Origin of the sequence: Alkalilimnicola ehrlichii (genome assembly GCF_003399765.1) — a bacterium.
Classification (GTDB): Bacteria; Pseudomonadota; Gammaproteobacteria; order Nitrococcales; family AK92; genus AK92.
Window position 1 is genome coordinate 16,579 of sequence record NZ_NFZV01000024.1, and the last position, 12,882, is coordinate 29,460.

The following is a 12,882-nucleotide window of genomic DNA, read 5'->3' on the forward strand; positions in this document are numbered from 1 at the left end:
TTGACATTCTGCCAGCCCCCGATCGCGTACTGCGAGCATAACGTGAGGTAGGGGGAGGCCGAGCAATATATACTGACGTGATCTACCCTGAAGAAGGGGGAAGGGGCCGGTTGGTTTCGTGTGCACGGAGGTGTTTTATGGAGATTAACTTCCCTCGGGAAGAATATCTTGATGCAACGTGCGATTTGATCTGGTTCCCTGCCGAGGTAAACGGTCGCCGCATTCGCTGTGTCATGGAAATAGAGTCCTTGCAGGCGTGCTGCGGGGCAGACTTGGGCGACCCCTTGCCGACCTTTCACGCCCATAGGCCGGCCATCGAGTCGGCGGCGGCGAGATTGATCGCCGCGCGAATGTTCGCCCGCGACGGTTCGATTGCCGTATCTGCCGACGATCTGTAGCCGGCAGTTGGCTCAGGCGGAGGGAAGCCCATGAATTTGAGTAGGGATATGGAAGAGAAACGTAACACGGACCGAAAGCTGGTTCGGCAACTACTGCGCGTGATGGATCGCAATAATCATGCAGTCCTCGGCAACCTCGTTAACCTATCGCCGGAGGGGTTTATGTTGATTTCTCCTAACGCGTTAGTGGAAGGCGGTTACAGCGAGTTGGAACTGGAATTGCCGAAGATCGTTAATGGAAGAAGCCGTATTGCCGTGGATGCTCGCTGTATCTGGTGCCAAAAATCCAGCTATTCCGACGACTACGGAGCCGGTTTTCAGATAGAGCGAATCCCCGAACAGGACATGCGAGCCTTAAGAATGGTTTTTGGCGGGATTTGATGGCGCAAAACCCACACCCCCGACGGCGTGAGCGGCCGGGGCGTAGGGTTACCGAAAGCGCGAGCCCTCGGCTCAGGGCGGTTATTGTGCGTTATGCACGTGCCCGTGTTCCAGCTCTTCCGCCGTTGCGTCGCGTACTTCAACAACGTTAACGGAGAAGTTCAGCGGCACGCCGGCCAACGGGTGGTTAGCATCGACCGTCACGTTATCGCCGTCGACTTCCTTAATCGTCACGATCTGGGCGCCGGCTTCAGTCTGGGCTTGAAACTGCATGCCCGGTTCCAGGGTGTCGACGCCTTGAAACAGTTCTTTGGGAACGACCTGCTGGAGCTGATCGTTACGCTCGCCGTAAGCATCTTCCGGGTTGATCCGCACATCGACGGAGTCGCCCGTTTGCTTGCCTTCGAGAGCACTTTCCAGACCGGGAATGATATTGCCGGCTCCGTGCAGATAGGCCAGCGGGTCACGGCCTTCGGATGTGTCGAGAAGGGTGCCTTCATCGTCCTTCAGGGAATATTCGATGGAGACCACCTTGTCTTTTGCAATCTGCATGGCGAACCTTTGTGTTGCATGAATGTACGCGTAGTCTAACGACGATACCGTCCTAATCCAAGGTAAGCGCTGGAATTTGGTTCGGCAATCGCTTGGCCGTCCGGATAGATGCTCTCGGCCGATGTTTGGTTTGCTTAGAGAAGGAACGTCAGTGTCTCCTTAAGGCGATCCGTAGCGAGCGAGTGCTGCTTGAATCCTGTCTATGGCGACTTACATGCGCACGGGGTAAGGATTTTCGAGTACCAGCCTCGCATGTTGCCTGTGATAACGCTGTTGATTAGCGATACGTGGAGTTTAGTCGGCACTTTAAATCTGGGCGATCGCAGTTTTCGGCAGAATTACGAGATCAACCTTATTATGTGGTGGAGGCTATTGGTCGGATGAGCCGGTATTGGTTATAGCCGATTCGTAATCGGTAAACTAAAAGAGGAAGTGCTAGGCGATAGGAGAGTGGTTACCTATTGTCGTCGGCTAGAGAAACAGGTGCGAGCATAAGGATGAAACAAGTAGCGCTGATGCGGCATGCAGAAGCTCTGCCGGCCGGGGCCGGCGAGTACGATTACCAGCGCCCTCTGTCTGAGCAAGGCGAATGCGATGCCGCTTTGATCGGGCGGCGGTTGGCGCGTAACTTCCGCTTCCCGGATGCGGTATTGGCAAGCCCCGCGCGCCGTACTCGGCGAACGGCGGAAATCGTCGCGGCGCAATTGGCATTTCCGCCGGCGGATATCCAGTTCGAGGCGCGTGCTTATGAAGCCCGAATCTCGGACCTATGCGCGCTGTTACAGGATTTAGACGATGCCTTGGAGCGGGTCGTATTGGTAGCCCATAACCCGGCAATTAGCGGCGTTTGCACTTATCTGTTGCAGGAATGGGTCGCGGACTTGCCCTCGGGCGCTTGCGCGCAGCTTACCTTAGATATCGAATCGTGGGCCGAGGTGCAGCCGGGTTGCGGCAGGCTGCAAAATTTGGATCATCCTTTCCGTTAAGCTTTGGTTTCATTGTCTCGTTTGTCGCTTCCGGTACCGGCGCTATCGATCCCTTACTGTGACTTCTGAATGAATATTTTGTGATCGGGTTCCGTTGCTTATGCGGCGGAGTCGACAGCGTGTTCTTAGTCGCTTAGATAGCCTTATACATGCTTAGAGTTGTCTGGATTGATTCCAGTCTGATCGCATTGCCTTCGTGATTTTGCCCGGTCCATCCTCTGGACCGGGTTTTTTTGTCCAGCATTTCCGTCATGGAAAATCCGCTCGCCCGGGAGCGTGCGAATCGCTGCTGTCGGCAGCGTTACGTTGTAGCCCTGTTTGGCCCCCGCTACGCAGCTCCTTCTCATTTGCCACTAGACACATACATTTGCAAAGTTGTATTGTGCACAATTGAATTGTGTGGTTTTTCCTAGAGGTGTGGTATGACTAATTCGGTTTACGATTTTGCATGCAAGACGATTTCCGGCGAGTCGAAGTCTATGGCGGATTACAAAGGCGAGGTGCTGTTAATCGTCAATACCGCTAGCAAGTGCGGCTTTACGCCACAGTACAAAGGTCTTGAGCAGTTGTATCAACAATACAAGGATCGTGGTTTGCAGGTACTAGGTTTCCCTTGTAATCAATTCGGAAGCCAAGAGCCGGGGAGCGAGGATGAGATTAGCGAGTTCTGCGAACTCAACTTCGGTGTGAGCTTTCCGCTGTTCGCTAAAGTCGATGTCAATGGCGATAAGGCAGATCCCTTGTTTATTTTTCTTAAGGATCAGGCGCCCGGTATTATGGGTAGTAAAGGGATAAAATGGAATTTTACTAAGTTCTTAATCGATAAGTCCGGGCATCCCGTGGATCGGTACGCACCGACGACCAAGCCGGAGGCCATTGCGGCCGATATCGAGAAGTTATTGGGGTAGCCGTGACAGAAGATTCTTTCGCGCGGCGAAGGTCTCGCTAACGGTTGGGGGACAGGCTTTTGCCGAAGCAGCTTAGCTGCGTGCTCATTAAACCGGAGCGAGTTCGCCTGCACCCAGGATCGCAAGTCTGGGCACGCGAGCAACCTGCCGCTTAGACCTCTTCCACCGACAGATAAACCAGCGTCTGGTTCAAAAGTAGGTAAGCGATCTCGCCGAAGGTCATCGGCCCGGTCAAGTGGCCGGTCCGACGGCCTTCCAGCCCTTCATGGACATAATTGAGTACACAGTTGCAGGAGAACCTCGCATTATCGGCGGCTATTAACCCCTCTTCGATACTGGCGGCTGGCGCTGCCAGGCGGTATTCGACGTCGTCGAACACGGGGGCGTAGAATTCTACTTCGCGTGCTTTGCGATTGACCCCTCTGATCGAGACATTGACCTGGGCGCCGCAGTAATTGGCTACCAGCGGCAGTCCTGGGTCGTTATCCTGCGTATCCAGATAAGTAGCAAGATTTGTCGGCGTACCATTGACCAGGCAATCGCTGGCGGAAAAGTCGGTCTTGGGAAAGCGGATGCGGTCGCCATCGCCTTGACGCATCCCATTGATAATATCGATGTGCGCATAGCGATCGTCCGGCAATGGGATGTGCAGCGCCACAGCGCACTCGCGCTCAAGTCGGCCGGTGCTGCCGTCGAACACCGCTGGCCGGGCAACCTCCAGCTCGTCCAGGTGCACCCCGGCGATCCAACCGACGATGGGCCTGACGAACATATCCTCAAAGTCAGGCGCTTCCCGGGCGTACCGCATGTGGGCCTCGGAGAATGCGGGGATAATGACGAGGGTATAGCCGTTGGCCGGGCCATCGGCGCACACCCTCGGCAGCGATTCGACGTCGTACAGGCGAATGTCCGCCGGCGCGTCTCCGGTCGGCAACTCGCAAACGAACACGCGTTCGCGGTCGGTCGTGCCGCCGTCCTCGTTCATGAAGTACGGGATTGTTCCGCCGATCCAATTGCCCGCCGGCAGTTTCTTCAGCTGCGACTCTTCACCGGCAATGCACAGAAGACGACCGGTGCGTATGACGCTGGCCGCTTCTGGAATACTCATCAGGCGGCCTGTCGCGGCACGGGTTGTAAGTGATGGCGTGGTCATCGATAGCCTCGAAGCTGCTTGAGTTCATGTACGAGGAGGCGGCGATTATTGACGAAGTAGCGCCGCAGTTCCTGTAGCTTTAGCATCATTACTTCTTCATCCGAGGTGCGTTGTAGCTGCGAGCGTAGCCGAGCCAACAGCATTTTCAGGCTGAGGACTCTGGTATCTATTTCCAGTCCGCCTTTGGCAATGTCGGCCCATACGGGATGGTTGAGGTTCGGAATATCGCCATCGGGGGGACTGCTGGGGCCGGACGAATCCGCTCTCGGTGTGGCGGAGCCGGCAGCACTCCGGGCCGGCGACCATTCGCCGTTGTCTAGTGCATACTGAAAGCGCCAAAGATCGGCTATCGGTATTCCGGTCAGCTTGCAGATACGCGTCAGGGTGAGTTCCTCGCGCAGCATGGCGAACACTTCCTGCGCCAGCGCGTTGGTGAACGGTTGGTTGCGCCCGCCTTGCCAGGGCTGTTGGCTCAGGTCCGCATCGGTCGGAGCCTGCACTTTCAAGTGTACTTCCCAGTCGCCGAAGTTTCGGTGCCGCCAGTTGATCGTGTCCAGCGCCTCGGCGGGACGGCTAACGAGGCCGAACCAACTACGCTGAGATTCCGGGCCGATGGTTATGAAATGCTGCTGGCGGTGCTCGTCGCGTTCGTACTTGAGCACTCGCCAGGGTTTTTCTACTTGGAGTAGGCGCTGCCAAAGTGCTTCCTGCTTACTCATGGCCGTGCGCCTCCCGCGGTCGCCGAGTGCGTGTCGGTCCGGCAGTGGGAGGTTAGGCCGCTTCCGGGCTGCGGGAGGCGGGCTAGGTTCGATGGAAGGGCTCTCCGGCGCATCGCTCGCTCCTCTTCCTGCTCGATCGGGATTCCACGTTCGCCCGCTAGCGAGGCTGGCTACTTGTGACGGTTGTACGAGCACGATGGCAAAATTCATGCCCAGTCTCGAGTAAAGCGCCGAACTTCTCCGGCGACACGGGATTGCGCTAAATCGGAGAGGGGGAGCACGCGCCGCGCTATTTCAGATTTGTGACAATCTGTGTGGCTTCCGGCACCAGGGTGCCACATTATCGGGACATGCGAGGGGCGTTCAAATCCTCGCATGTCCCTAAGCGATTCCTCAATCTTTGGGCGGTAGTCCGCGCATCGCGATACCGTGCCGCCGCATCTTTCGGTACAAGGTGTTGCGGCTCATGCCTAGCGTCTCCGCGGTGCGGCTGACGTTACCGCCGTGGCGTTCCAGCTCGGTCAGTAGCGCTCTCCGCTCGGCATCGGCCAGCGGGCTGTCCTGCAACGCCAGCGTTTCGGAGTCGCCATCGCAGCCTTCCTGCTCAGCGCAGGCGGCGATCTCATCCGGCAATTCGGTCAGGCGGATTGTCTCGCCCTCGCATAACGCCACCGCGGTCCGTAGGACATTGCGAGCCTGCCGGATATTCCCAGGCCAGGAATAGGTCACGAGAGCCTGTAGGACTGCCGGCTGTAGTTCAACACTGCCGCCGCTTTCGAGTTCGAGGATTGCTCGAATGACCTGCTCGCGGTCGCTGCGTTGCCGCAAAGGCGGCAACTCCAGCGCCAGGCCGTTGAGGCGGTAGTAGAGGTCCTCGCGGAACACGCCCTCGGCCACCAGTTGCGGTAGATCGCGATGGGTTGCCGAAACCAGCGCGAAGTCTACCGGCTGGGGCTCGTCGCCTCCCAGCGGAACGATCTCCCGCTCCTCCAGTACCCGTAGCAGGCGTGCCTGTAGTTCCAGCGGCATATCGCCGATTTCGTCTAGGAATAGCATGCCGCTATCGGCTTGTTCGATCTTGCCCTTGCGCCCGCCGCGAGCAGCCCCCGTGAAGGCCCCAGGGCGGTAGCCGAACAACTCGCTTTCGATTAGATCCTTGGGAATGGCGGCACAGTTGACCGCTACAAAAGGCTTGTGGCGGCGCTGGCTGGCTGCGTGTATCGCCCGCGCTAGCAGCTCCTTGCCGGTGCCGGTTTCGCCATTGAGCAGAATCGGGATGTCGCGGTCGATAACCTTGTAGGCGCGGTCTATGCTTCGTGCCATGCGGGGGTCGCCGCCGCGCAGGTTCTCCAGCGAGCACAAGGCCTCCCGCTGCTCCAGGGCGCGGCTCGGACTGGATGGGATGCGCTGCACCCGGCTGTTGTTACGGCTGCGCTGCTCGCCTGCTCGTGCCCCAAGCTGGATCTGGGCGTAGAGCTGGGCCCCGTTGGCGGTGCGCACCCCACAGTAGGGCAGGTAAGGGCGTTCTGCCCGCTCGGCCAGGGCTGCCGGACTGATATCGAAAACCTGGTCGATGGAGAGTCCCGGCAACGGTTGCCCGATCATGGCGCCAAGATAGCTGGAGGCTTTGTGGTCGGCGCCGACGATCCGGCCTTCCCAGTCGACCGCCAGGACACCGTCGTTGACCAGGCCGATATATTCGCAGCGGCTGTGAAAGCGTACGATGATTGCGTCCTCGTACTCGCGTAGGAACCGCCACTTGGAAATGAACTGTGCCGACATGGAGACCAGCGCGAGCGTGTGCTGCTGCCGTTCCGGCGTTTCCAGAGCCGAGACGGTGGAGGCGTCGAGAATTGCAATGGGGTCGCCGGTGGGCCCCCAGATGGGGGCGCCGCAACAGCTGAGCTGTTGATGGCAGAGGCGGAAGTGCTGGTCGCGGTGTACGCTGACCGGCCGGTTTTCCTTAATGCAGGTGCCGATACCGTTGGTGCCCTGATGTTCTTCGCTCCATATCGCGCCCAGTATAAGGCCCGCGGAGCGGAAGTCGGGCTTGAGGGTAGCGTCGCCGACATAGTCGAGTACCACGCCCTGTTGATCGGTGAAGAGCACCGACCAACCGGAGCCGGCGAACTGTCGGTACAAACGGTGCATTTCGGCCCGAGCGATTTGCAGCAAATCGTTATGTTTCTGCCGCTCTTCCTTCAACCGCACGCTTTCGAGGACGTTGGCCCGATGACGTGCGCTGGGGCTGAGCCGGTAGACGTTTTCGCAGCGCTCCCAAGACTCCAGGATTACCTGGTTGTCGAATTCCTCGCCGGCAGTGGCACCTTCATTCCAGCTCGCCACGGCGGTCGAATCCGGGTTCACGGCATAGTTCATGTTCTCTCCTCCGCGGGCGCCCTCGTTGTGGCGCCTCGTCTTGGACGCCTCGTCTCGGGCGTCTCGCTTTTATATAAGCAAACAATTATTTATTCAGCCAAACTCCCTCTGCCATATCCGGCCCTCTCTGCTCGCCGGCCGATGACACCTGCTGTCGTTGCTTATCCTGCTTATAAACAGATCATTATTTTAACGTACAGCAAGTTTCCAATATTTGCAGCATGCCGACCTCCGTCCATCTCAGAGACGCGCTGGCACTCTCAACCGATTAGCAAATTGCATGCCGGGAAGATGTCCCATGTCATCGCCGGGGCGACCTGTGGAAGATAAGTAATACCTGATCGTGAACGAGCATTAAGCGATCGCCTGCACGGTCGTCTTGGGGATGTCATGCGGAGGAGCGAGCGGAAAATGAATAAACAGCGGATGAAATTACGAATCCACAGCGGCCTTTGGCCGAGCCTACTGCTGGCCTGGGTGCCGCTGGCGGCGGCCGAGATCCGCGTAACGACCTTGTCGCCGATTGAAATCTTTAGCGGCGAAGTGAACCTGGCGGGTGTCCCCGGTGCCGGTGCGGCGGTCGCTGAGCACGAGCTGGAGCAGGTACGGCCGGTAACGGTACACGAGATCCTCGCCACCCTGCCCGGTGTCGTTGCCACGGCCGAAGACCCGCTGGGGCGGCGCTCCAACATCGGCCTGCGCGGCCTGAACCCGCGACGCTCGCGCAAGGTGCACCTGCTGGAGGACGGGGCGCCCATACAGCTGGCACCCTATGGCGACTCTACCACCCACTATCAGCCGGACGCTCGTCGGTTGCGCGGCATCGAGGTCATTAAAGGATCGGGGGCGATCATGTATGGCCCGCAGACCATAGGCGGCGCGGTCAATTACCTAACCCGCAATCCGCCGCTACAGCCGGAGGTGCGCATCGGCGGCGCGGCCGGTAACCTCGGCTACCTGGACGCCCAGGTCTCGGCCGGTGGCACCTATGGCAACACCGGCCTGCTGGTGGACTTTATTCACCAGCAGATGGACGGTCCACTGCGCGGCGAGGAGCAGCGCATCAACGACATCATGTTTAAGTCGATCACCGAGTTCGAGCCTGGCCACCGGCTGACTTTCAAGGTTACCGCGCTGAATGAGCACCAGCGGGGCGGCGAGGCCGGCATGACGGAACGGGACTACCAGCAGGATCCGCGCCGCAATCGCCTGCCCGACGATCGGTTTACCGTCGAGCGGGTGGCGGGGCAGCTGACCCATGAGCTCTTCCTTAGCGACCGTACCGGCCTTACCACCAACCTCTACGCCAATACGACCGAGCGTACCGCGTGGCGGCAGACGGGGGGATCGGACGAGCTGGCCAACTGCCCGGACGGCATTGACGCCGAAAACCTTGCCAATGCCGCCGACTGCGGCAACCAGATGCGCCCGCGCGATTACCGCGTTATCGGCATAGAGCCGCGAGTCATCCACGATCACCAGCTACTCGGTGTTAGCAACCGACTGGTGGCCGGCGCCCGTTATCAGAAAGAGCGGGGGGTTCGGCAGCAGTTCTTCGGCGATGAGCCCGGCAGTCGCCTGCCCGCTTGCACTCGCCTGCGCGGGGGCGAGGACTGCCGCCGCGAGGTCTTCGACGTCAGAGCGACCGCGCTATTTCTGCAGAACACCAGCCGTTTCGGCCATCTACGAATCACGCCGGGCCTGCGTCTGGAGCGTTGGGAGCTTGACGAAGTCCGCGAGCGTAGCGGTCGCGATAAAACTACGGCCGAGCGGCAGTTCGGCGAACTGCTACCCGGTATTGGTTTGAACTGGGACGGGATAACCGGCCTTGAACTGTTTGGCGGCGTGCACCGGGGAATCTCGCCGCCGCAGCCCGCCATCGACGAGCGGCCGGCTCCGGAGCTCAGCCTGAACTACGAGCTGGGGTTGCGTACCACTCCAATGGCACCGATCGCCGCGGAGCTTTCGGTCTTCTATATCGATTACGACGATATCATCGCTAGTCAGAGTACCGCAGAAGGCCATGTGCGCTTCAATGCCGGCCGCGCCCGCCTGCGCGGGGCCGAACTGGCGCTGCGGATCGATTCCTGGGCATTTCACGATGCCGACTGGAACATCTATCTGTTGACCAACGCCACCTTGCTCGACACCGAGTTCCGTCGCGACGTCCCCGACGAGGGGCTGGTGGCGGGTAACGAGTTCCCGTACGCGCCGCGCTTTTCCGGTTATCTGGCGCTGGGCTTCGAGTACGGTCCGCTAGATGCCCGGATCGGCACGCGGCATGTGGGCGAGCAATACGTGGACAATGCGAACACCGAAACCACGCGGGCTGACGGCCAGACCGGCACCGTGCCCGCATACACGCTATTCGATGCGACCGCCAACTATCGCTTGACCGACGATCTGCGTGTGTTCGTCGGCGGTCGCAACCTCACCGATCGGGAGTACATTGCTAATCGCACCGACGGAATTACCCCCGGCATAGGCCGCCACCTGTACGCTGGTTTCGAGGCGCAGTTCTAGCCTGAGCGGGCGTCCGCGCACGTCGGTGCAGAGGCTCCTTTGTGCTCCCTTTTATGACAGCATCCCTGGCCGGTGTATCAAAAGCGATACACCGGCCGGTTACGCTGCCGTGGGCGGACCGGCGTAAGCTCAGGCTTCAGCTCTAGTTGGCCCTCAACTTGCTAAATCAAAGATGTAATGATTGTTTTGCGGAGTCTTCGTATGAGCTTTCCGGTAAGCGTAGGCCTGCGTCTTCTGCTAGTTGACGACCATGCGGTGGTGAGAACCGGCTTCCGGCGTCTGCTCGAACAGGCGGGGCCGAGCTGGCAGGTGTGCGAGGCGGAAAGCGGCGAGCAGGCATACGTCTTGTTCGCGGCCGGCGACTTCGATGTGGTTGTGCTCGATCTCTCGTTACCGGGAATGAGTGGCCTGGAGACGCTGCGCCGCCTGCGTCGCCGCGCCGGCAATGCCCGTGTGCTGGTTTTCAGCATGCACGACCAGGGTGTGTTCGTTGAACAGGCGCTCGCGGCCGGCGCGCAGGGCTATATCACCAAGTCCAGCGCGCCGCAGGTGCTGGTGGACGCGGTGCTGGCGGTGGCGGCCGGCGAACGCTATCTGCACGAGGGGCTTGCGTTGGCGCTTGAGCAGGACACGGCGGGCGGCGAATCGGCGTTGCGCAACCTGTCGGCACGCGAATTCGAGATCTTTCGCCTATTGGCGGAGGGCCGCTGCACCCACGGCATCGCCGCATTGCTCAATATCAGCTACAAGACAGTGGCCAATCACGCTTGCAGCATCAAGGACAAGCTGGGCCTGAGCAACGCTGCCGACCTGACCCGGCTGGCCATCCGCGAGGGCGTAGTCGATGCCTGACGGTGCGCACAGCTCATGAGCCTCGGTCGACGTCTGCATTTGCTGCTAGCTGCCGTCACCCTGGTGTTTCTGCTGCTGGGGCTGTGGACGATCGTCCACAATGCCCGGCAGGCCGTGGCGGCCGAGTTGCGCTCGGCCTCCGAGCTTACCGGGCAGCTGTTGCAGGCCCACATCCAAGCTCTGGGCGAGATGGAGCTAGACGACGCTGCCCGCGATCATCTACTGACCAAGATCGATAGCCTGGGGACGCATCGGCATATCCGCCTGGAGCTTTACCATGGCATACAGGCGCCGCCGTTTCATACCCGCATGCCGCCGCGACCGGCTGCGGTACCGGCCTGGTTCAGTTACGCCGTGAAGCCGCCGGTGGATGTCTTCTATCGCAGCATTCGGTTAGACCCCACGCAGGAGGTGTGGGTACTGGTGCATGCGGAACCTGCCGACGAGATCGCCGAGGCCTGGCGGGGTTCGCGTGGCCTTCTGGCCCTGCTGCTGGGGTTTGCCCTGTTGGCCAATCTGCTGGCGCAGCTGTCGCTGCGCCGTGCGCTGCGCCCGTTGGGTGACATCCTTACGGGTCTAGACCGCTTGCGGGCAGGAAATTACGGCAGCCGTCTGCCGCGACTGCGCTCGCCGGAACTCGATCAAGTCAGCCGTGAGTTCAACCGCTTGGCCGAGGCCCTGGCGAGCAGTCGCGCCCGCAATCGTCAGCTTAACCGCCGATTACTCGAGGTGCAGGAAGCGGAGCGCCGCCACCTGGCGCGGGAACTGCACGACGAGATGGGGCAGTGCCTGACCGCCATCCATGCCGAGGCTGTGGCCATCGCACGGGCGGCCGGTGATAACGACACCAGGAGCGCGGCCGAGGCAATCGCCGGAACCGCCAGCAAGGTCTTTGACCTCACTCAGACCTTGATCCACAGGCTGCATCCGGCCGTCCTGGAGGAACTCGGCCTAGCTCTGGCCTTGCGCCAGATGATGGCGGAATGGGGCGCCCGTCATACGCATATCCGCTGGCGCTGCGAGCCGTTGCAAGCGCTGCATATCGAGCCGGATTTGGCGATTCATCTGTACCGGGTGACCCAGGAGTGCCTGACCAATATTGCGCGTCACGCGGATGCCAGCGAGGTGGCGATCAGCCTCTGGCGGAGCGGGAGCAGGATTTGTCTGAAAGTGCGGGACAATGGTCGCGGCTTCGAGCCGGGGGCGGTACCCCGAGGCTTCGGGCTGCTCGGCATGCAGGAGCGGATCGCCAGCTTAAACGGCAGACTGCGGCTGGCCAGCAGCAGGCGCGGTACCCTGATTGCCGTGACGGTGCCTCTGGCGCGGTCCGGCGCTGCGGCCGAGTCCGCGGTGCCGGCCCTGCGGTGGGGTCCGACCGGCGCGGCAGATCGCCCACCTGTACGCGTAGTTCCTGCCGCGAAGCACTGCTCTCGCGCGTCGCCGTGCCGGTTTGCGGGGAGCGCTTCTTAACCTCCACGGCAAAGCCACGGCCGAGGACTTGCGGCCACAGTCTCGTTACCTGCCGCCGCCCAGCCGTCGCTGCCCTCCGCATACCACAGCAGGTTGCGGAAGCCGAGACGGTAGGCGCGGCGGACCGCGTTCCAGGCCATCCAGCAGTCGCTCACGCAGTAGAATAGCAGCGGGCGATCCTGGTCACCGTCGGTTAGTTGTTGCAGATTTCGTTCGAACCAGTCGACTACCTCCGGCTCAGGCTGACCCAGGCCGACGTTAGGTAACCACACGCTGCCGGGGATGTGTTGACGTTCCTCCAGCACGATCCAGCTTAGCCCGGCGCCGGTATCCCGCAGCAGCGCCGGCATCACATCCACCAGCACGGCATCGCCCTGGGCGACGAGTTTTGCCACCTCGGCGGTGTCGACGCGGCGCCCTTCGGGCACGGTCGGCGGCGTCGGTGCTCGATAATGGGCCACCCGGTAGCCAGCCACATTCATGTGCGGGTAGTCCCACACCGGGTCGCCAGCGGCAGCCGCCACGAGCTGGAACTGCAGCGCCAGCGCCGCCAGAAGCCAG

13 protein-coding genes are annotated in these 12,882 nt (G+C 60.7%); 8 read left to right on the forward strand and 5 right to left on the reverse strand.

Translation table 11 applies throughout. The annotated features are described in order from the left end of the window. Positions 1-137: 137 nt before the first annotated feature. Positions 138-398: a DUF1488 family protein gene (locus tag CAI21_RS18060; protein ID WP_116303575.1), complete on the forward strand. Its 261-nt coding sequence runs from the start codon at positions 138-140 to the stop codon at positions 396-398. Positions 399-428: 30 nt separating this feature from the next. After that, positions 429-779 carry a PilZ domain-containing protein gene (locus tag CAI21_RS18065; RefSeq protein WP_116303576.1) on the forward strand — a complete coding sequence of 117 codons (351 nt, stop codon included), beginning with the start codon at positions 429-431 and terminating at the stop codon, positions 777-779. Between the two features lie 81 nt (positions 780-860). Here CAI21_RS18065 and slyD read toward each other — a convergent pair whose 3' ends face one another. Continuing rightward, a complete protein-coding gene (slyD, locus tag CAI21_RS18070; protein ID WP_116303577.1) occupies positions 861-1,331 on the reverse strand; it encodes a peptidylprolyl isomerase in 471 nt (156 codons plus the stop codon). A gap of 189 nt (positions 1,332-1,520) precedes the next feature. Between slyD and CAI21_RS26145 the strand changes: the two genes are divergently transcribed. From CAI21_RS26145 to CAI21_RS18080, 3 genes are all read left to right on the forward strand, one after another. After that, on the forward strand, positions 1,521-1,715 hold the full coding sequence (locus tag CAI21_RS26145; protein ID WP_404840897.1) for a phospholipase D-like domain-containing protein: 195 nt from the start codon (positions 1,521-1,523) through the stop codon (positions 1,713-1,715). 113 nt (positions 1,716-1,828) lie between these two features. Beyond that, complete coding sequence (locus tag CAI21_RS18075; RefSeq protein WP_116303578.1) at positions 1,829-2,317, forward strand: SixA phosphatase family protein; 489 nt, start codon at positions 1,829-1,831, stop codon at positions 2,315-2,317. Between the two features lie 422 nt (positions 2,318-2,739). After that, positions 2,740-3,225: a glutathione peroxidase gene (locus CAI21_RS18080; protein ID WP_116303579.1), complete on the forward strand. Its 486-nt coding sequence runs from the start codon at positions 2,740-2,742 to the stop codon at positions 3,223-3,225. A 151-nt stretch (positions 3,226-3,376) separates the two neighbouring features. Here CAI21_RS18080 and CAI21_RS18085 read toward each other — a convergent pair whose 3' ends face one another. The 3 genes from CAI21_RS18085 to CAI21_RS18095 all read right to left on the reverse strand — a co-directional run bounded on the left by CAI21_RS18085 (position 3,377) and on the right by CAI21_RS18095 (position 7,476). Then, complete coding sequence (locus CAI21_RS18085) at positions 3,377-4,333, reverse strand: DUF6976 family protein (protein WP_220348768.1); 957 nt, start codon at positions 4,331-4,333, stop codon at positions 3,377-3,379. 41 nt (positions 4,334-4,374) lie between these two features. Beyond that, positions 4,375-5,097: a hypothetical protein gene (locus CAI21_RS18090; RefSeq protein ID WP_116303581.1), complete on the reverse strand. Its 723-nt coding sequence runs from the start codon at positions 5,095-5,097 to the stop codon at positions 4,375-4,377. A gap of 393 nt (positions 5,098-5,490) precedes the next feature. Continuing rightward, positions 5,491-7,476: a sigma-54-dependent Fis family transcriptional regulator gene (locus CAI21_RS18095; RefSeq protein ID WP_116303582.1), complete on the reverse strand. Its 1,986-nt coding sequence runs from the start codon at positions 7,474-7,476 to the stop codon at positions 5,491-5,493. A gap of 411 nt (positions 7,477-7,887) precedes the next feature. Here CAI21_RS18095 and CAI21_RS18100 point away from each other — a divergent pair, with 411 nt between their 5' ends. From CAI21_RS18100 to CAI21_RS18110, 3 genes are all read left to right on the forward strand, one after another. Beyond that, positions 7,888-9,999, forward strand: a complete 2,112-nt coding sequence (locus CAI21_RS18100; RefSeq protein ID WP_181919518.1) for a TonB-dependent receptor family protein — start codon at positions 7,888-7,890, stop codon at positions 9,997-9,999. Between the two features lie 201 nt (positions 10,000-10,200). After that, positions 10,201-10,851, forward strand: coding sequence for a response regulator (locus CAI21_RS18105; RefSeq protein WP_116303584.1), 651 nt, complete (start codon positions 10,201-10,203; stop codon positions 10,849-10,851). A gap of 15 nt (positions 10,852-10,866) precedes the next feature. Continuing rightward, positions 10,867-12,321: an ATP-binding protein gene (locus CAI21_RS18110; protein WP_116303585.1), complete on the forward strand. Its 1,455-nt coding sequence runs from the start codon at positions 10,867-10,869 to the stop codon at positions 12,319-12,321. Here the strand turns inward: CAI21_RS18110 and CAI21_RS18115 are convergent. Continuing rightward, the gene (locus CAI21_RS18115; protein WP_220348770.1) at positions 12,318-12,845 is read right to left on the reverse strand and encodes a rhodanese-like domain-containing protein; all 528 of its coding nucleotides are present in this window, start codon (positions 12,843-12,845) and stop codon (positions 12,318-12,320) included. The genes CAI21_RS18110 and CAI21_RS18115 overlap by 4 nt on opposite strands. Between the last annotated feature and the right edge of the window lie 37 nt (positions 12,846-12,882).

Coding starts and splice junctions, on each gene's coding strand:
- CAI21_RS18060 (WP_116303575.1), top strand. CDS start 138: ATGGAGATTAACTTCCCTCGGGAAGAATATCTTGATGCAACGTGCGAT.
- CAI21_RS18080 (WP_116303579.1), top strand. CDS start 2,740: ATGACTAATTCGGTTTACGATTTTGCATGCAAGACGATTTCCGGCGAG.
- CAI21_RS18090 (WP_116303581.1), bottom strand. CDS start 5,097: ATGAGTAAGCAGGAAGCACTTTGGCAGCGCCTACTCCAAGTAGAAAAA.
- CAI21_RS18095 (WP_116303582.1), bottom strand. CDS start 7,476: ATGAACTATGCCGTGAACCCGGATTCGACCGCCGTGGCGAGCTGGAAT.
- CAI21_RS18100 (WP_181919518.1), top strand. CDS start 7,888: ATGAATAAACAGCGGATGAAATTACGAATCCACAGCGGCCTTTGGCCG.
- CAI21_RS18105 (WP_116303584.1), top strand. CDS start 10,201: ATGAGCTTTCCGGTAAGCGTAGGCCTGCGTCTTCTGCTAGTTGACGAC.
- slyD (WP_116303577.1), bottom strand. CDS start 1,331: ATGCAGATTGCAAAAGACAAGGTGGTCTCCATCGAATATTCCCTGAAG.
- CAI21_RS18110 (WP_116303585.1), top strand. CDS start 10,867: ATGAGCCTCGGTCGACGTCTGCATTTGCTGCTAGCTGCCGTCACCCTG.
- CAI21_RS18085 (WP_220348768.1), bottom strand. CDS start 4,333: ATGAGTATTCCAGAAGCGGCCAGCGTCATACGCACCGGTCGTCTTCTG.
- CAI21_RS18065 (WP_116303576.1), top strand. CDS start 429: ATGAATTTGAGTAGGGATATGGAAGAGAAACGTAACACGGACCGAAAG.
- CAI21_RS18075 (WP_116303578.1), top strand. CDS start 1,829: ATGAAACAAGTAGCGCTGATGCGGCATGCAGAAGCTCTGCCGGCCGGG.